This window comes from Pyxidicoccus fallax, from assembly GCF_012933655.1.
GTDB classification, from domain to species: Bacteria; Myxococcota; Myxococcia; order Myxococcales; family Myxococcaceae; genus Myxococcus; species Myxococcus fallax.
In genome coordinates, this window is record NZ_JABBJJ010000272.1 from 1 (window position 1) to 16,917 (window position 16,917).

Consider the following 16,917-nt stretch of genomic DNA (forward strand, 5'->3'; position numbering starts at 1 on the left):
TTCCGGTGGCTATGTCGGAGGGGTTCCACCCGTTCCCATCCCGAACACGGAAGTTAAGCCCTCCAGAGCCGATGGTACTTCGCGGGAAACCGCGCGGGAGAGTAGGTCGCTGCCGGATTCTTTTTGAAGACCCCTGGTGCCCTTTGGGCACCGGGGGTCTTCTTTTTTCTACGGTCTGTCTTTTCCTGGCCCAGGGCTACGGCACGCGCAGGACGACCTTTCCAACCGTGTTCCGGCCCTCCAGTTGGCGGTGGGCCTCGGCGGCCTGCGCCAGTTCCAGCACCAGGCCGAGCTGCACCCGCAACCGTCCCTCGCTGAGTTCCGTGCGCAAGGCTTCACGTGCCTGGCGCTGCAGCTCCGGTGCGTGCTTCGTGTGCAGCCAATAGGCGCTCACCTTCAGGGATTTCTCATACAAGGACTCCACGTCCACCGGAGGTGGCGGGCCGCTCGCGTTGCCGTAGCTCACCAGGTGGCCGAATGGCGCCAGGGAGTCGAAGCTGCTCTTCCAGGTGCTCGCGCCCACGGAGTCCAGGACGAGGTCAACGCCTCGTCCTCCCGTCAGCGCTCGCACCTGCTCCGCGGCGTCTCCTTCGCCGTAGAGCAGGACCTCGTCGGCTCCGAACTCCCTCGCGAGCCGCGCCTTGGATTCGCTCGACACCGTTCCCAGCACCCGGGCTCCCACCGCTTTCGCGAGCTGAATCGCCAGGAGACCCACTCCGCCCGCTGCGGCGTGGATGAGCACCGACTGTCCCGCGGAGAGGCGGCCCATCGTGTGAATGATGTGCCAGGCCGTCAGGCCCTGCACGAGGAGCCCGGCGCCTTCTTCGAAGGACACGCGCTCGGGGAGCACGAGCAGTTCCTGCTCACGCGCGGTGGCGAGCTCCGCGTAGCTGCGCACCGTCAGGGCCACCATGCGGCGGCCCAGCCACCCAGAGTCCACTCCCGGGCCCACGGACTCCACCACTCCGGCGGCCTCGCTTCCGAGGATTCGCGGCAGCGGCGCCTGGGCGTCGTATAGAGGCCTCTCCGGCGCTCGGTGTCCGCGAAGTTCACTCCCGCCGCTCGGACCCGGATTCGTACCTCTCCCGGGCCTGGCACGGGCTCCGGTACCTCCTCGAGACGCAACACTTCCGGCCCACCCAACTCGTGATAGCGAATCGCTTTCATGCGTCATCTCCAGTAACGCTCGCATCCCCTGTGCGCCTGACGCCTCGGAGACTCACGTGTCGCCCCTGTCGCGGGCGGACCCGCCCGGCGCGAACTCACCCATGGCCGTGTCTCACGGTTGCAGGTGTTTCGCGCCATCAGGAGGTCCGGCGGTCCGCTGGGAGTGTCTGCCTTCCGTTGCGGCTGCCGCGAGACACTGGAACCCTGCGTTTCCACACGGGAAAACCGTCGTGTCACTGGCCTCGGCAGCCCTGGCTTGATTGAGTGGCGCTCCCACCGTCACTAGGAGCCTTTTGAATGAAGCTGCTTCGTCCCTGTCTCGGCGGTCTGCTCGCGCTGGGGCTCTTCTTCGCTCCCACGACCTCCGAGGCCGCCGCCGTTCGCGCCGAGCTCGGGGCCGACTATTGGATCGACCAGAGCGCTGCCTTCAGTTTCATGCTCGGCGTGGAGGGTCGAATCGTGGGCTCCCTGTCCGCTGGCGCCCGCTTTGGCGCGACGCTCATCACCGACGGGAACGATGTCGGCATCCCGCTCGACGTATACCTGCGCGCGAACGTCGCTCGCAGCGTCTACATCGAGGCTCTGGCCGGACCGTGGCTTGTCTTCGGCCGAGGCGACGAGTTCCGCGCGCACGCCGCCTTCGGCTTCGGCCTCCAGGGCAAGGCGGCCAGCATCGGCATCGAGGTCGGCTACCTCGAGCCGGAGCCGGTCCTCGGCCTGCGCCTGGGCTACAAGTTCTGAGCTTCAGTAGTGCGGTGGACGCTCCTGCAGCCGGGCGTCCACCAGCCCCGGGTCGCCCGCCAGCTTCTGCTTGAGGGCCTCCACCTCCGCCTTCAGCGTGGCGATGACCTTCTGCTGGTCGTACAGCACGTCGCTCAGCTCCTGCAGCAGCTCCTGCTGCTGCATGTAGCGGATCTCCAGCTCGGCAATGCGCTTCTCGTCCATGCGGCGCTACCCTTAACCCGGAGCGGCCTCTCGCGTCCCCCTCTGGCCGCGGGTACCGCCTTGCCATGAACGCCCAGGAACACATCCAGCGCTCTCGCGAGCTCCTCGCCCGGGGCCAGCCCGAGCTGGCCGAGTCCGCCTTGAGCGATGCCATCGACGCCGCCGTCGCCGCCGAGGACATCGTCCTCCTCACCCGGGCCCGCTTCGCCCTCGGTGAGTTGCTCTTCCAGCAGGAGCGTGACGACGAGGCGCTTCCCTACCTCCAGGCCGTCGTACGGACCGAGCGCGTGGATGGTTCCGTCGACGCCGAGGTGAAGGCGTCCGCTCGCCTGCTGAGGCAGATTCGCGGAATCGAACCGCGCTGACCGGGTGTCGCCTGGCGCCGCCGTCGCTTCAGGGAATGCTACACGACTGGCGGATCAGCTCCGGCTGTCCCGAGAAGCGCCGCTCCAGGTCCATTCGCGTCAGCCTCGCGTCGTTGATGCGCCCACTCTTGAGCTGCATCGCGCACAGGGCCGCCAGAGCCTTTGGGTCCGCCAGGTCCAGCTTGTCCGCCTGCCGCAGCGCCTCCTCCGCGGCCTCCTCGTTTCCCAGCCGGTGCCACGTCAGCCCCAGCTCGAAGAAGGCGACAGCCAGCCTCGGGTCTTCCTCCGCCGCCTTCCGGAAGAGTTTCGCCGCTTCGGCGTCCCGCCCCTCGCGCGTCCACACACGGCCCTGCTCCACCAGCAGCCTGGCGCGGGGGATATGGCCTTCGAGAGCGTGCAGCACGTTCCGGGCGTCATCCCCGCGCTTCGCCGCGCTCAGCAGCCTCACGTAGCGCAGCCCCACCAGCGGGTCCGCGGGCGTCTTGCCGTACGCACGGCCCACGGACTCGGCCGCGCCCGCGACGTCGCCGTCCTTCTCCTGGAGCTCCGCTCGAAGAAGGTCCGGCCGTGCGTCCTTCGGCGCCACGCGTGCCGCCCGCTCCAGCGCGGAGCTCACGCAGCGGTCCATCCGCTCCAGGTCGCAGATGCGCGCCAGTAGCAGCTGCGTCTCCACCGCGTTCGGGTCCCTTCGCTCCGCCTCCTGCGCCAGCTCGTAGGCCTCCGATGGCGCACCGTCTAGCAGTAGCTCCGCCGCCTCGCGCAGGTCCGCTGGGGTCGCCTTCGGGTGCTCCCGCAGGGGCAGCAGGAAATGAACCCGCTGTTCCGCGGATGGCGTCGCGCGGGCGATGGCCAGCTCCTGCTCCGGCATGTTCCTCGGGAGGAAGAGGGGAATCAGGTGGATGAGCAGTGCGGCCGCGGACACCAGCAGAGCCGTCCGCAGCCCCCGGTCCATCCGGCGCCAGCGCCCGCCCTCGGAATGCGCCCGCGGGTCGGCCCCTGGCGTCATCGACGGATTGTCCACGCGCTCCTCTCGCTCGCTCTCTGCCCTGCGCACTTCCATGCCTCCCCTCCGTGCACGCCGCCACTGCTTCGATTCCGGCGTGCCCTACACCGCGCGGAGCCGCGGCCGAAGCCCCGAGGGCAGCTCCAGGCCGCAGCTCCAGCACAGCTCGAAGTTGCCCGGGTTCTCCTCATGGCACCGTGGACAGTCCACCGAGCGCTCCGCGGCCTCCTGGTTCTCTCGCAGCTCCGCCAGCAGCCCGCGCGCGTGCTCCACCTCGTGCGGCCAGAGCCATAGCTCCACCCACGTCTCGCCGCTCGGAATCTCCCCGCTCAGGGGAGCAAGCGATTCGCCGCGCACCTCGACCGATATCCCAGCGGCTTCCAGCGCTCCCGCCAGCAGCCGCGCCTCTCCCACCGTGCGATGCACGGAGAACTGCACCCGCTTCATCCCCTTGTCTTCACAGAACACCGCGCCCCCGGCAACCCTACCTGTACCCACGTCCATGCCCGTCCCCTGAGCTGCCTCCCGGTCAGCATTGTCCCGGGTTTGTATAGGCTCTCGGCTCGCGGTACTCCTGGGCTCCCGCTCGGGCGGACTCGCGGTCCTGACAGTCGCGCGCAAGAGGCCGAAAGCCAACAGAGCGCGAATGCCATGTGTAGCTTCCAACGTTCGTTGTGCAGAGTTTGTCCATGCGGCCCAGGCTCTCTCCATGCGCGCGCTCCACCACCCCAACGCCGCATCCCCCGAAGGTCGCCCCGTCTGGACCGCTCCTGGCGTCGCCGTCCTCTGCGCGACTGTTGCGTTCCTCTCACAGCGGCTTCTGGAGTCCTGGTTGACGACCGCGTCGACCTTCCTCCTGTTCGTCATGGGCGTCCTGGTGGCGTCCCTCGTCGCTGGACGTGGGGCCGGATGGATCACCACCCTCGTCACCGCGGCGCTTTCGTACGCGTTCCTCCGGGGGGGCCCGGGCACGCCGCCTCCGGGCGCGCTCGTGGAGATGTTGCTGTTCGTCGGCGTGGGCGGCCTCGCCGCGACCCTTGGCGCCCATTCCCGAAGGGCACCCCAGAGCACGCTGTCCAACGCGGAGTCTCCCCTGGTCTCCGCGCTCCTCCAGGCAAGCGGAGACGCGACCGTCATCACCGATGCGCAAGGGGTGGTGCGCCACGTCAATCCCGTGGCGGGACGGCTGTTCGCGGGGGCGGCCGCGCCTGCCGAGGGGCGCCCCCTCGGCCAGGTCCTCCACCTGCTTCGCACCGCACACCGCGAGAGCGTCGCGCCATCCCTGTCCCCGGTCGTCGCTGAACGCATTCCCGCCGCCGAGCCGCTCCGCCCGTCGTCTCATGGAGAGAGCACGCGTTCGGACGTGGAAAGAGGCGCCGCGCCCGTGCTGGGAGCCCGAGGCGAAATGGACGAGAGCGCCGTGCCCGTCATGGGCGCCGAGGGCGAGTTGCTCGGCGCGGTCACCGTGTTGCGCGATGCCTCGGAGCGCCGCCGCCTGGAGCGGGCTCACGCCGAGTCACTGGCACGCGAGCACGCCGCACTCGCCGAAGCCCAGGCGCAGCGCGAGCGCATGGAGTCTCTGTTCCTCCAGGCCCCTGTCGCCATCGCTGTCTTTCGCGGGCCGGACCATCGCTGCGAGCTGCTCAATCCCCATGCCCTGGAGCTCATCGATGCTCCGAGCTCCGCCATCGGCAGGCCGCTGCGCGACGTGATGCCCGACATCAACGCCGGACTCCTGCGCCTCATCGACGACGTGTTCCAGACCGGCGTTCCCTTCTCTGGACGCGAGGTCCCGATGCTCCTCGAGCCCCGGCATGAGGCTGGCGGGGTGGGAGGGCTCGGCCGCTACTTCGACCTCACGTGGCAACCCTGGCGCGCCGCCGATGGCTCCATCCAGGGCGTGATGGCCGTGGCCGTGGAGGTCACCGGCCTGGTCAATGCCCGGCACAACGCGGAGGTGCTCGCCCAGGAAGCCCAGGAGGCCCTGCGGACGCGAGAGGAGTTCCTCTCCATCGCCAGTCACGAGCTGAAGACGCCCATCACCTCGCTGCAGCTCCAGCTCGACCTGCTGCTGCGCTCGGTGCCGCAGGACGGCTCCAATGACGTCACGCGCTCCAACGTGCGCAAGCGTGTGGAGGCGGCGAAGCGCCCCGTGGCGCGGCTCCACCAGCTCGTCTCCACGCTCCTGGATGTATCCCGCATCCGCGCGGGACGGATGGAGGTGCGGCAGGAGCCGGTGGACCTGTCCGCCCTCGTCCAGGACCTGGTCGCCCGAGCCCAGGAGGATGCCGCCAACGCACGCTGTCCCCTCCACATGGAGGTGGAGGGGCCCATCGTCGGCCAGTGGGACCGGCTGCGGTTGGAACAGGTCATCACCAACCTGCTGTCCAACGCCTTCAAGTACGGCGCCCAGCAGCCGGTGGAGGTTCGCGTCACCCGTGAGGACGACCATGCCCGGCTCACCGTCCGGGACCATGGCATCGGCATCGCTCCCGAGGACCACGAGCGCATCTTCCAGCGCTTCGAGCGGGCCGTGTCCGACCGGCACTACGGCGGCTTCGGACTGGGCCTGTGGATCGTCCGCCAGATTCTCGAGTCGCTTCATGGCGACATCCACGTGCGCAGCGAGCCCGGTCAGGGGGCCACCTTCATCGTGCGGCTCCCCCTGGAGCCCGCAACCTCCGCGGTCGCCTGAGCAGGCGCCCGAGAGACGAGCGGCTCACCCGTCGCACGCCTCGGGCACCGTGATGCACGGAAGGACTACTCCTGGTCGCGCAGCTCGTGTGGCCACACGACGTGCGCGTGACGCGGGGCTCTCGCGTGGAGTTCGGCCGTCAGCATCGCGTCCAGCTCCGCCAGGAGCGTGTCGTACGCGGGGCCCGCTCCACGGGCAGGCAGCCGCTCCGCCGCGAGCCGCACGCGGGGCGTCTCCTCATCCTCGAAGGCCAGCGACACGGCCAGCCCGTCCGGCCCACCCGCCTGCGGCAGCATCATCACCGGCACCGGGCCCCGGCCGGCCTCTTCAATCAGCGGCCCCAGCCGACGTGCCTCGTCCGCCGTCAGGGCGCGCTCGGACACCACCTCGCCCTGCTCCAGCACCTTGAGCGTCTTCACGCCCTCCAGCCGCAGCGCCTGCGCTCCCGTGTTCGTTCGGCCGCTGCGCTCGTAGGTCACGATCCTCACGCGTCCATCACCTCCTCGGGCAGAGGAGTAGGCACCGTGGCTCGCGATGGCATCCCGGCCCGCTCACGTTTCCCCACGTCGCGCCGCGCGAGGCCCGGCCGGGCGTGCGCTTCCCGACACCCCGCGGGCCCTCCGGCCGGGTTTCTGAACCGGGCCGCCACCCTACCTTGCGCACCGCTCCCAGGCATTCCCGCCCGGGACACCCGAGGTAGGTCCATGAGCAAGGACAACGGCAGCGGCAGGACGCCCACCCCCAACGACCAGCGCTCCAACACGAAGAACCCCAACAACCCAGCGCAGAAGGCCGCGCAGGACAACCGCTCCAACCAGATGAATCCCAACAGCCCCCGTCACTCGTCCAACACCCAGGGCGGCGGCACGGGCGGCTCCACGCCGGGCTCGAACTCCAGCGGCGGCTCCTCGAACAAGAGCTGAGCCCGCGTAGAACCTCGCACCTCCAGGGCCGGGAGGGGGTCGGCTCCAGCCCTGGCTCGGTGGCGCGGTGAGGCATCGCGGAGCTCCCTGCCCGCGCTCACCGCGCCACCGTGTCTACTCCGGAGACCCGCCGCGCCGGCGTGCCCCTGGATTCGTCAGCGCACCTTCGGAGCGCACTCGCCTTCACCGCGGTAGTGGCCCGCGGTCCGCACCAGCGCCGTGACGAAGTCGCGCAGGTTGCGCACGCCGCCCGCGCCGCCCGTGCCGTACTGGCCCTGCGGCAGCTCCGTCAGGTCCACCGCCGCGAGCTCCTCCAGCGTCACCACGCCGTCCGGCCCCGCGATGCCCAGCTTGTCCGCGGCGGCCAGCGCGTCGAAGCGCATCTTCGCGTCCGGGGACTGCAGGTCGTCGAAGAAGAGGTGGTCGCCGTGGATGGTGAGCTCCACCGTCTCCTCGCCGTCCTTGGGTACCGTCACGCCCTCGCCCAGGTCGGGGCTCTCGCAGTGCTCGTACAGTGTGTTCGTGGTGAAGCCCCACTCGAAGCGCTTCGTCACCGAGCCCTTCGTCGCGGTGCCCTCCATGTAGACGGAGTAGCCCTCCGCCTTCATTCGCTCCACGTCCTGCGCGTCCGCGTTGCCCGCCACCGCGTTCCCCGCGGGGGCGATGGCATAGCTGACGTGGTCCCAGTCCTGCGCCGGCAGGTTCGTGAAGGTCTCCACCACCACGGGCCCGGGCTTGTGCACGTCGAACACCTTCGGCGGGCCCTGCTCCGCGGCCGTCTCGTCGTGCGTGTAGACCTTCACCTCGCCGAGCGTCACCAGGAACTTGCTGTAGCGCACCGTCCATCCGTCCACGAAGCCGGCCTCGGTGCCGGCGGCCGCGGGGATTTCCTTCTCGATGTAGTCCTCGCCGTAGGTGGTGAAGGTGACGGTGCCCGTGCCCTCACTGCACGCGGCCAACCCGAGGAACGACAGTCCCAGCATCCACTTCCTCATCGCGCAGCTCCTTCCACCCACGTCACGACGTAGGCGGTGGTGTCCTCCACGCCGCGCACCAGCGCATTCTGCGCCTGGCTCGTGGCGGGGAAGGTGTGAACGCCATCCGCGTCCGGGTCGGTCGCGGTGGCGAAGTCGATTCGGCCCAGCCACTTCCCCAGGTCCATGGCGATGCGCACCCGCCCGGCCTCCATGCCCAGGGACTTCTCGAAGCGTACGCCGGCCACCGGCGCGGGGAGGTCCACCACCGCGTCGAAGCGTACGGTGCCTCCGTCTGTGTTACGTGCCGTACCGCGCACCCGTACCGCATGGCCATTCAGCACGCCTTGCGCGTCCGTCGTGGCCGTGGGCTTCGCCAGCGTCAGCTCCAGCGAGCCGTACTCCCCCGTCACCGCGCTCGCGTCTCCCAGCGTCGCTCCGGCGAGCAGGTCCACGGTGCTCGTCGTCAGCACCTCGCCCAGCGCGTCGCCCGGCGTGTAGTGCCCCGGGTGCGCGTGCGCGGTGCCGCCGATGAGCGAGTACCAGTCGAAGCGCGGCATTCGCTGGGACGACAGAAGCACGTGGCCCTCGAAGAAGCGCACCGGGCCCACGGATACGTGCGCGGACTCCACCGTCACCGTCCAGCCGCGCTCGTTGGCTCCGCCAGGCAGGGTGGCGGAGACCTCGACGGGGAAGACGCGGCGCTCCGCCTCGCTGCCACAGCCGCCGAGGAACGTGGGCGCGGCGGCCAGGGCCAGCGCGCCCGTCAGGATGTGTCTGCGAATCACAGGTGGACCTCCAGGGTGAGCGAGGCCAGCCGAGGCGACCCCGCGGTGAAATGTCTCGCCGGCACGAGGCTGGCGGCGGACGCCGGGTCGAAGCGCGAGCTGTAGACGAACTCGCCGTCGCGCCAGCGCGCGTCCAGCGCGTTCCTCACGTCCAGCCGCACGCCCACCTCGCCGCGCCGCACGCCCAGGTACGCGTCCGCGAGGAACACCGTGTTGCTCCGCTCGTCGAAGGGCAGCGGGCGCGGGCCGAGGAACGTCAGCCCCGTGCCGACGGAGAACGTCGTGCCCGGGCCGCCCAGCCAGGCCCACTCCAGCGGACGCTCCCAGCCCACGTCCGCGCGCGCCACCAGCGGCGCGAAGTAGGGCAGCAGCGTGTCCGTGTCCGTCACGTACGCATGCGCCACCGTGGCGCTCAGCGCCGCGACGAGCCCGGGCAGTGGCCGGGCCTGCAGCGCCGCGGTGACGCCCGAGCGCAGCGTCTCGCCCGTGTACACGGTGGAGCCCACCGCGTGGTCGAAGAAGAAGTCGTTGTCCACCTGCGAGCCGAAGAGGCTGAGCTGCACCGCCCAGCGCTCGCCGTCACGCCGCGCGCCCAGCTCGGCGCCGCGGATGGAGACGAAGGGGGCGCGCTCGCCCTCCGACAGGCTGCGCGCCTGCGGCGAGCGGAAGCCGTCCCCGTAGCTGGCGAAGAGGCGCCACGCGTCCGCGCCGTCCGACAGCGCGTACTCCACGCCCGCCTTCGCGCCCAGGTGCATGCCGAAGGCGCTGCGCGCGTAGCCTCGCCCGTCGTAGAAGCGCGGGTCGCTGAAGGCGAGCGCGTCGAAGACCTCCACGCCCAGCGCGTCCACCCTCCCGCCGAGGCGCAGGGCCCAGCGGCCCAGCGGCATGCTCGCTTCGGCCCAGCCCCACACGTCCGTCTGCGTGATGCGCGCGTCGATGTCGTCCGAGTAGAAGGTGCCGTCCGACTCGCGGTAGTGGCGCTGCGTCTGCTCCACGCCGTCTCGCCGGGCGCCGAGGCCCAGCTCCATCGCCACTGGGCGATCGAAGGCCGTCACGCTCCGGCGGTGCTCGGCGCGCGCGCCCACCGTGGAGACGTCGTTCGTCTGCTCCAGCCCGTCTCCGCGCACGTCCACGCGGTAGCCGGTGAAGTTGTTGCGCAGCCGCAGGTCCGAGCGGATGCCGAAGACCTCCAGCTTCGTGCGCCCCTTGCCCGTGCGCGGCAGCTCCACTCCCAGCAGGAGCTGGTGCCTCGACACGGTGCCGCCCTGGCGGCCGGTGGACGGGGAGAAGAAGGTGGCCCGGCCCGCGAGCAGGTCGTCCTCGCGCACCACGCCCGGTGAGTCGAAGCGCGTCACGTAGCTGCCGCCGAGGGCGCGGACCGTGAGCCCGTCACCCACCTTCGACGTGGCCTGCGCGAGGAGGGCCGCGCGGCCGTAGCCCCGCTGAGCGCCGTAGCCCTTGCCCTCGCCCAGCTCCACCGCGGCGAAGGTGCTCTCGTCGTCACCGGGGCGCACCGTGGCGACGAGGCGGCGCTGGCCGTACTGGCCCAGCGTGCCCGCGAGGTGGACGCCGGGCTCGGCCACGCCGAGGTTCATGCGCACCGTGCCGGCCACGGCGAAGTCTCCCTGCGACGCGCGGTAGGAGCCTTCCGTGACGTCGATGGACTGCACCACCTCGGGGATGACGAAGTTGGTGTCCGCGTAGCCGAGCGCGTGGATGTGGCTCACCTCGTTCACCGGCAGGCCGCCCACGTCCAGCTCCACGTCCTGGCCGTGCAGCGCATCGAAGCCGCGCAGGAAGAGCTGGTGCGCCTTGCCTTCGCCGCTGTGCTGCGAGGCCACGAGCCCGGGGACCGCGCGGAGCAGGTCCACCGCCGTGGTCCTCGGCGCGGCGTCCAGGATGTCGCGGCCCAGCGTCACCTCGGAGGCGCTTCGCGTGGCGCGCGTGCCTCGCACCACGGTGTTGCGTGGCTCGGTGGTCACGGTGGGTGGAGGCTCGGCGGGCGAGGCCTGGGCGTCGCTTGATGCTTCGACGGGCGCGGCCTCGGTGGCGGCGGGAGGTTTCGATGGCTCGGCGGGCGCTTGCACCACGTTGTCGGGTGTGGACCCGGTATCCCGCGCTGCGTCCGGCTCTCGCGCTTCGGGGGTGGGGCCCGAAATCGCGGAAGGTTCTTCCGCCCGGGGCACTGCTTCGGAATGGGGAGGCACGCCTTCGGCCTGAGCCGACACGGCCGGAGACACAGCGAGGACACTCGCCGACAACGCGGTAACGAAGAACACGGGCACGCAATGACAGACAGCGGCGCGGCACTCGGTCCCCGGGACTCACGCACCCGTCAACGTCACGGTGCACGTGTGCCCCGGGGAAAGGCCCCACCGGCAGACGGTTGTTCAATGACACTCGCGAGCAGCCGCGGCGCTCCGCTCCGGCGGCGCCCGGCTCTCACGCTCGTGAAATCGAGAGACAGCGAAGGCCTTATGGGCCCTGCGGCATCGCGGTCGGGCGAAGCGCGACGCCCGGGACCCGCTGCGGCGCTCGCACGACTTCCGCCAGCCACGACACAACGCGCACGCACGGCGGCTTCACCACCGCCCACGTCGCGGCCATCGCCTGCAGATGCTCCACCGAGCCCGTCAGGTGCTGGTGCCCATCCGGCCCGTGCCCGTCCCAGGGCCGGGAGTGCCGGTGGGAACCTTGCTCCCTGGACTCGTGCGAGTGCGCCTCGTCACCTGGCCCGTGTGCGTGGGTGTGCCGGTGAGTCACACCCGGCAATCCACCCCCGTGCCCCACCACCACGTGCACCACGGGTGCGATCGCGAGCCCGTACACCAGGACCATCAGTCCCAGGCACGCCAGGTCTCGTCGGTCATGGGGGTTGAGCAAGACGGCGCTGCCCGGGGGAGGAGGGGAGGGTCGGCCGCCTCCTATCCGTCTTCCCCAGGACACGCAAGGCGGCCGCCGCCACCGCGTGCCCCCTGATCAACACCCCACTGCCCCCTCGGAGGGCTCGGCTTGTAGAGCCCTTGACGCGGCGCATTGGATTCCGCTGCCGAGACGCTCCCCGAGTCATTAAACTCTTCTCGTGCGTTCCGAATCCGCCGCGCTCCGACAGCCGTCCTTCGAGGGCGACGTTCCACCTCCCCCGCCCCGCGCGGACCGCCTGCGCTCGCTGGCCACCGAGCCGTTCGACCTCCTCATCATCGGCGGAGGTGTCACCGGCTCCGGCTCCGCCCGCGACGCCGCCCTGCGCGGCCTCAAGGTGGCACTCGTCGAGCGCGAGGACTTCGCCAGCGGCACCTCCAGCCGCTCCTCCCGGCTCATCCATGGTGGCCTCCGCTACCTGGAGCACGGGCACCTGGGGCTCGTCTTCGAGTCCAGCATCGAGCGGCGGCGCCTCCTGCAGCTCGCGCCGCACCTGGTGCGCCCCCTCGCCTTCATCTGGCCCGTCTATGCCGGCGCCCGCGTACCCCGCTGGAAGCTCAACGCGGGGCTCATGCTCTATGACGCCCTGTCGCTCTTCCGGAACGTGAAGGGCTTCCAGCGGCTCAACCTCAAGCAGGTGCGGGAGGCCGAGCCCGGCCTGCGCGCCGAGGGGCTCAAGGGCGGCGCCCGCTACTACGACGCGGCCACCGACGACGCGCGCCTCACCCTCGCCAACGCGGTGGGTGCCTCCGAGGCCGGCGCCACCGTCCTCAACCATGCCTCCGTGCGCAGGCTCGTCCTGGAGGACGGGCAGGCCCGCGGGGCCGTGGTGGTGGACCACCTCACCGGCCAGGAAGTCACCGTGCGCGCCCGCGCCATCGTCAACGCCACCGGCCCGTGGAGCGACGAAATCCGCAAGCTCGACGCGCCCGATGGGACGAGCCCCGCGGTGCGCGGCAGCAAGGGCGTGCACATCGCCGTGCCGCGCGAGCGCCTGGGCCACCGCGACGCCCTCACGCTGCTGTCCCCCAAGGACGGCCGCGTCATGTTCGTCCTGCCCGCCGAGGGCTTCACCATCATCGGCACCACGGAGACGTCCACGCGCGCCCACCCGGCCGAGGTGCGGGCCAGCGAGGCGGACGTGGCCTACCTCCTGGAGTCCGCCAACGCCTTCTTCCCCGCCGCGAAGCTCACGCGCGATGACGTGGTGAGCGCCTGGGCCGGCATCCGTCCCCTCGTCGCCGCCGGCTACCATGGGCGGCAGGCCGACGCGGGCAGCGCCAGCCGCGAGCACGCCATCGACGTGAGTCCCTCCGGGGTGCTCGCCATCAGCGGTGGCAAGCTCACCACCTACCGCGTCATGGCTCGCGACGTGGTGAACGCGGTGGAGCGCCACCTCGGCCAGGCCCACCGCAAGTCTCCCACCGAGACGCTGCCCCTGCCCGGCGGTGACATCCCCAACCTGGACGCCGAGTTCGCCGCCGCCCGCGCCGCCGTGGGCGACGAGGCCACCGCCGTCCATCTCGTGCGCGCCTACGGCAACCGCTGGCGCCGCGTGTGGGCCCTCACGCGCGAGGAGCCCGCCCTGGCCCGGCCGCTCGCCGAGGGCCTGCCCTACCGCGCCGCCGAGGCCGCCTGGGGCGTCACCCATGAGCTGGCGCTCACCTTGTCCGACCTGCTCATCCGCCGGCTCAAGGTGGCCTTCGAGACGCGAGACCTGGGCCGCGCCGCCGCCCGCGTGGCCGCCGAGGTGATGGCGCCGCGCCTGGGGTGGGATGCCGCGGAGACGCAGCGGCAGCTCGCCGTGTACGAAGCTGACGCGCTGCGCGTCTTTGGAGTCGACAGCTCGGAGGCCTGACGCGGGCGCTCCACGGGCGGCAACGTCCGCCGCTCCACTTCTCACACACTCCCCGTCAACCGAAGCCGTTGCGCGGCGGACAGGCGCGCGAGCAGGCGTCTGGCCGGCGTGCTTAACTTGCGCGTCGGGAACGGGACACGCTGTCCTCTCGTTCACACCGGCCTGCCACAGCGCCGGTAGTGACACGCCGCACACCACCCGCTGGCCGGGGCATCAAGGGAGAACGACACATGAAGCGTTGGGTCTTGCTCGGGCTGGTCGGAGGATTGGTGGCGTGCAAGAAGGACAAGCCCGTGGAGCCTCTGGCCTGCCCCGGCACCGAGGTGCAGAGGTTGCTGCCCACGGCCCAGGCCCAGAAGCGGAAGCAGGCGCTGGACGACGGCACGGAGCCGGTGCTCATCACCTACCGCCCCCGGGTGTCCGGCAGCGCCATGGCCAACGCGGAGTCGTTCGCCGCCGGCGTCAAGCGCATGGGTGGGCGCGTGAAGCACTCCTTCCCGGAGCTGAACGCGGTGGCCGCGCGGGTGACGCCCGAGGTCCGCGAGGCGCTCGCGAGAGATCCTGACGTCGCGGCGGTGGAGCCCGACCGCGTGGTGACCGCCCTCGAGCTGCCCCGGCTGTCTCCGCGCGCCCTGCTGGGCGTGGTGGGACAGCCCAACCGCACCGGCTCCGCGGGCGAGTACACGGACGGCCTGAAGATGGTGCAGGCGCCCGCGGTCTGGGACGTGAACGGTGACGGCGTGCTGGACGAGGGCCGCCCCTCCGGCACCGGCATCAAGGTGTGCGTCATCGACAGCGGCTGGGACCCGAGGCACCCGGAGCTGGAGGCGGCGGTCATCGCCCAGAAGGACTTCATCGACGGGGACAACGAGGCGTACGACCAGGACAAGAACGATGACGGCACGGTGACGTGGGGCGGCGGCCATGGCACCCACACCGCGGGCACCATCGGCGCGCAGCTCGGCGCGGGCGGGCGCGTGCTGCCGGGCGGCGAGTCCAACGGCGTGGCGGGCGTGGCGCCCACGGTGTCGCTGATGATTGCTCGCGTGCTGGACACCGAGGGCAACGGCAGCACGTCCGACGTCATCCGCGCCATCAACTGGTGCACCGCGCAGGACGCGGACATCGCGTCGCTGTCGCTGGGCTCGCCGAACGAGTCGACCCTCGAGAAGCTCGCCTTCGAGGAGGCCGTCCAGAAGGGCGTGCTGCCCATCGCCGCGACGGGCAACTCGGGCGCGGCCAAGGTCTCCTTCCCCGCGGCCTATGACGTCGTCATCGCGGTGGGCGCGGTGAACTTCAATGGCGAGTGGGCCAACTTCTCGCAGTATGGCGCGGAGGTGTCGCTGGTGGCGCCGGGCGTCAACGTGCTGAGCTCCACCATTGTCGGGGCCTCGCCGTTCGCGGCCGTCGACGCGGCGGGCAAGCCCTTCGCGTCCAGTCCCCTGGAGTACTCGGGCATCGGCAAGTACTCGGGCAAGCTCATCAACTGCGGCCTGGGTGACAGCATCGCCTCCTGCGGCGAGGAGGCCACCTGCGAAGGCTTCGTCGCGTACGTGGACCGCGGCGGCGGCCTCTTCTTCGAGGAGAAGGCGCGCCACGCCATGCAGGCGGGGGCCAAGGCCGTCATCATCGGCAACAACGAGGCGGGAGACGGGGCGGGCACCTTCACGCTGACCACCAACCTCTACCCGTGGGTGCCCACCACGTCCGTGTCGCTCGAGGACGCGGGTGTCATCAAGGGGTACTTCGGCCAGAACGTGACGGTGGACGTGTCCGGTGTGGACTACGTCCTCCAGACGGGCACCTCCATGGCGACGCCGCACGTGGCGGGCGTGGCCGCGCTGGTGTGGAGCTCGAATCCGAAGCTCACCAATCTCCAGGTGCGTGAGGCCTTGGAGAAGAGCGCCAAGAAGCTGCAGGGGCGCGTGGGGCTCGACCCGCAGTACGGCTGGGGCCTGGTGCAGGCCGCCGACGCCATCTCCTACGCCGCCACGAAGTTCCCCCCCGCGCCGTGAGGCGGGGCGGCGAGGACGCTTGAAAGCACGAAGGCCCCCGGCGCCGCGAGGCTCCGGGGGCTCTTCATTTTCCGAGCGGTGGCGCGCGTCTTTCAGCGCAGGGGGAAGCGGGGCGTGGCCACGAGGCACGCGCCCACGGAGGCCTCCAGCGCGGCGACCGCCTCGCCCAAGGGGTCCTCGCACGCCTCGCCCGTCAGGGCGGTGAGCACGTAGGGCTCCTCGCGGGTGGAGGTGGGCCCCGCCTGCACCATGCTGAGGCCGACGAAGGCCACCGCGGCGGCGGCGCCCATCATCATCTTCCCCCAGTTGGCCCAGGTGCCCCGCAGGGGCGACCAGCGCGGTGGCGCGGCGGGCCGTGCCAACCGGGCCTCCAGCGCGGAGAAGTTCAGGGCGGGGCGGGAAGGCGTGCGGCGCGCGCGCTGGGCCATCCACCCGCGCTCCAGCCGGAGCCACGTCAGGGCATGACGGCACGCGGGGCAGGCGTCGGCGTGGGCGCTCACGCGCACGGCGTCCTCGGTGGACAGCTCGCCGGACAGCAGCGCGTCCAGCTCGTGCTCGCGGCAGGCGCTCATGGCCGGCCTCCTACGTGGCCGGAGAGCTGCTCGCGCAGCTGGAGCCTCGCGCGGTGGATTTCGTTCTTCACCTTCTGCAGGGACCAACCCATGATCGAGGCAATCTCCTCGTAGGGGAGCCCGTGGTCGATGCGCAGCAGCAGCGCGGCGCGCCGCTCCTCGCGGAGCATTCCCAGCGCGTTGGCCAGCAGGCCCTCCAGCTCCCGGTCCAGCAACAGGTCCTCCGGGGTGGGCGTGGGGAGCACCGCCTCCACCCGGCTCGCGTGCTCCTCGTCCTCCACGTCCACGTGGATGCCCCGCTGGCGGCGGGACTCCAGGTACACGTGCCGGGCGATGCCGAGCAGCCACGCGCCGAGCCGGTCCTCGTCCCTCAGCGCGCCGAGCCGCCCATGTGCGCGGACGAAGGTCTCCTGCGTCGCCTCGTCCGCCGCGGCCTCGTCCCGGAGCAAATCCCGCAGGAAGCGCCACACGCCGGGCGCATGGCGCTCGAAGAGGGTGCGGAAGGCGGCGGGGTCTCCGGTGCGGGCGCGCCGCAGCAGGGCTCGCTCCCGGTCCATGTCGGACGGGGGCGCACCTGCCAGCACCATCTTTACCGCGGAAAGAAGAGCCACGGCTCCACCGTGTCACGAGCCGGCCCGGAGTTTCACCGGCCCGTGTTTTTTCTCCAAGCCCCGGGGGAAGGGGGAGGGC

The 16,917-nt window shown here is 71.1% G+C and carries 16 protein-coding genes and 1 rRNA gene; 7 read left to right on the top strand and 10 right to left on the bottom strand.

Annotated elements, in window-relative coordinates; translation table 11 throughout:
* Position 1 precedes the first annotated feature (1 nt).
* Positions 2 to 118, top strand: a 5S ribosomal RNA gene (rrf, locus tag HG543_RS39065).
* 78 nt (positions 119 to 196) lie between these two features.
* Here rrf and HG543_RS55825 read toward each other — a convergent pair.
* Positions 197 to 940 carry a zinc-binding dehydrogenase gene (locus HG543_RS55825; protein ID WP_343073550.1) on the bottom strand — a complete coding sequence of 248 codons (744 nt, stop codon included), beginning with the start codon at positions 938 to 940 and terminating at the stop codon, positions 197 to 199.
* Between the two features lie 524 nt (positions 941 to 1,464).
* Here HG543_RS55825 and HG543_RS39075 point away from each other — a divergent pair.
* Entirely contained in the window at positions 1,465 to 1,908 is a 444-nt protein-coding gene (locus HG543_RS39075; RefSeq protein ID WP_169350009.1) for a hypothetical protein, read from the top strand.
* Positions 1,909 to 1,911: 3 nt separating this feature from the next.
* Here HG543_RS39075 and HG543_RS39080 read toward each other — a convergent pair whose 3' ends face one another.
* Positions 1,912 to 2,112 (bottom strand): SlyX family protein, encoded by a 201-nt coding sequence (locus HG543_RS39080; protein ID WP_169350010.1) that lies wholly within the window; start codon positions 2,110 to 2,112, stop codon positions 1,912 to 1,914.
* A gap of 65 nt (positions 2,113 to 2,177) precedes the next feature.
* Here HG543_RS39080 and HG543_RS39085 point away from each other — a divergent pair, with 65 nt between their 5' ends.
* A complete protein-coding gene (locus HG543_RS39085) occupies positions 2,178 to 2,477 on the top strand; it encodes a hypothetical protein (RefSeq protein WP_169350011.1) in 300 nt (99 codons plus the stop codon).
* 28 nt (positions 2,478 to 2,505) lie between these two features.
* Here HG543_RS39085 and HG543_RS39090 read toward each other — a convergent pair whose 3' ends face one another.
* Both HG543_RS39090 and HG543_RS39095 read right to left on the bottom strand, forming a co-directional pair.
* Complete coding sequence (locus HG543_RS39090; RefSeq protein ID WP_371876529.1) at positions 2,506 to 3,537, bottom strand: tetratricopeptide repeat protein; 1,032 nt, start codon at positions 3,535 to 3,537, stop codon at positions 2,506 to 2,508.
* Positions 3,538 to 3,582: 45 nt separating this feature from the next.
* On the bottom strand, positions 3,583 to 3,927 hold the full coding sequence (locus tag HG543_RS39095) for a DUF7577 domain-containing protein (RefSeq protein WP_169350012.1): 345 nt from the start codon (positions 3,925 to 3,927) through the stop codon (positions 3,583 to 3,585).
* Positions 3,928 to 4,312: 385 nt separating this feature from the next.
* On the opposite strand from HG543_RS39095, the gene HG543_RS39100 reads away from it, so the two are divergent.
* Positions 4,313 to 6,175: an ATP-binding protein gene (locus tag HG543_RS39100; RefSeq protein WP_169350013.1), complete on the top strand. Its 1,863-nt coding sequence runs from the start codon at positions 4,313 to 4,315 to the stop codon at positions 6,173 to 6,175.
* A 65-nt stretch (positions 6,176 to 6,240) separates the two neighbouring features.
* Here the strand turns inward: HG543_RS39100 and HG543_RS39105 are convergent, their stop codons facing one another.
* Positions 6,241 to 6,663 carry a hypothetical protein gene (locus tag HG543_RS39105; RefSeq protein ID WP_169350014.1) on the bottom strand — a complete coding sequence of 141 codons (423 nt, stop codon included), beginning with the start codon at positions 6,661 to 6,663 and terminating at the stop codon, positions 6,241 to 6,243.
* Between the two features lie 216 nt (positions 6,664 to 6,879).
* On the opposite strand from HG543_RS39105, the gene HG543_RS39110 reads away from it, so the two are divergent.
* A complete protein-coding gene (locus tag HG543_RS39110) occupies positions 6,880 to 7,098 on the top strand; it encodes a hypothetical protein (RefSeq protein WP_169350015.1) in 219 nt (72 codons plus the stop codon).
* Positions 7,099 to 7,253: 155 nt separating this feature from the next.
* On the opposite strand, the gene HG543_RS39115 is transcribed toward HG543_RS39110, so the two are convergent.
* Genes HG543_RS39115 through HG543_RS39125 form a run of 3 tightly spaced genes read right to left on the bottom strand, consistent with a single transcriptional unit; the run spans position 7,254 to position 10,842 of the window.
* Positions 7,254 to 8,093, bottom strand: a complete 840-nt coding sequence (locus HG543_RS39115; protein ID WP_169350016.1) for a hypothetical protein — start codon at positions 8,091 to 8,093, stop codon at positions 7,254 to 7,256.
* Complete coding sequence (locus tag HG543_RS39120; RefSeq protein WP_169350017.1) at positions 8,090 to 8,860, bottom strand: hypothetical protein; 771 nt, start codon at positions 8,858 to 8,860, stop codon at positions 8,090 to 8,092. The genes HG543_RS39115 and HG543_RS39120 overlap by 4 nt, the downstream gene beginning before the upstream one ends.
* Positions 8,857 to 10,842, bottom strand: coding sequence for a TonB-dependent receptor (locus HG543_RS39125; RefSeq protein WP_343073551.1), 1,986 nt, complete (start codon positions 10,840 to 10,842; stop codon positions 8,857 to 8,859). Before HG543_RS39125 ends, HG543_RS39120 begins: the two co-directional genes overlap by 4 nt.
* Positions 10,843 to 11,942: 1,100 nt before the next feature.
* On the opposite strand from HG543_RS39125, the gene glpD reads away from it, so the two are divergent.
* On the top strand, positions 11,943 to 13,640 hold the full coding sequence (gene glpD, locus HG543_RS39130) for a glycerol-3-phosphate dehydrogenase (RefSeq protein ID WP_169350019.1): 1,698 nt from the start codon (positions 11,943 to 11,945) through the stop codon (positions 13,638 to 13,640).
* 230 nt (positions 13,641 to 13,870) lie between these two features.
* Positions 13,871 to 15,655 carry a S8 family serine peptidase gene (locus HG543_RS39135; RefSeq protein ID WP_169350020.1) on the top strand — a complete coding sequence of 595 codons (1,785 nt, stop codon included), beginning with the start codon at positions 13,871 to 13,873 and terminating at the stop codon, positions 15,653 to 15,655.
* A 92-nt stretch (positions 15,656 to 15,747) separates the two neighbouring features.
* Here the strand turns inward: HG543_RS39135 and HG543_RS39140 are convergent, their stop codons facing one another.
* Both HG543_RS39140 and HG543_RS39145 read right to left on the bottom strand, forming a co-directional pair.
* Entirely contained in the window at positions 15,748 to 16,227 is a 480-nt protein-coding gene (locus tag HG543_RS39140) for an anti-sigma factor family protein (RefSeq protein WP_169350021.1), read from the bottom strand.
* Complete coding sequence (locus HG543_RS39145; RefSeq protein ID WP_169350022.1) at positions 16,224 to 16,838, bottom strand: sigma-70 family RNA polymerase sigma factor; 615 nt, start codon at positions 16,836 to 16,838, stop codon at positions 16,224 to 16,226. The genes HG543_RS39140 and HG543_RS39145 overlap by 4 nt, the downstream gene beginning before the upstream one ends.
* Positions 16,839 to 16,917: the final 79 nt, after the last annotated feature.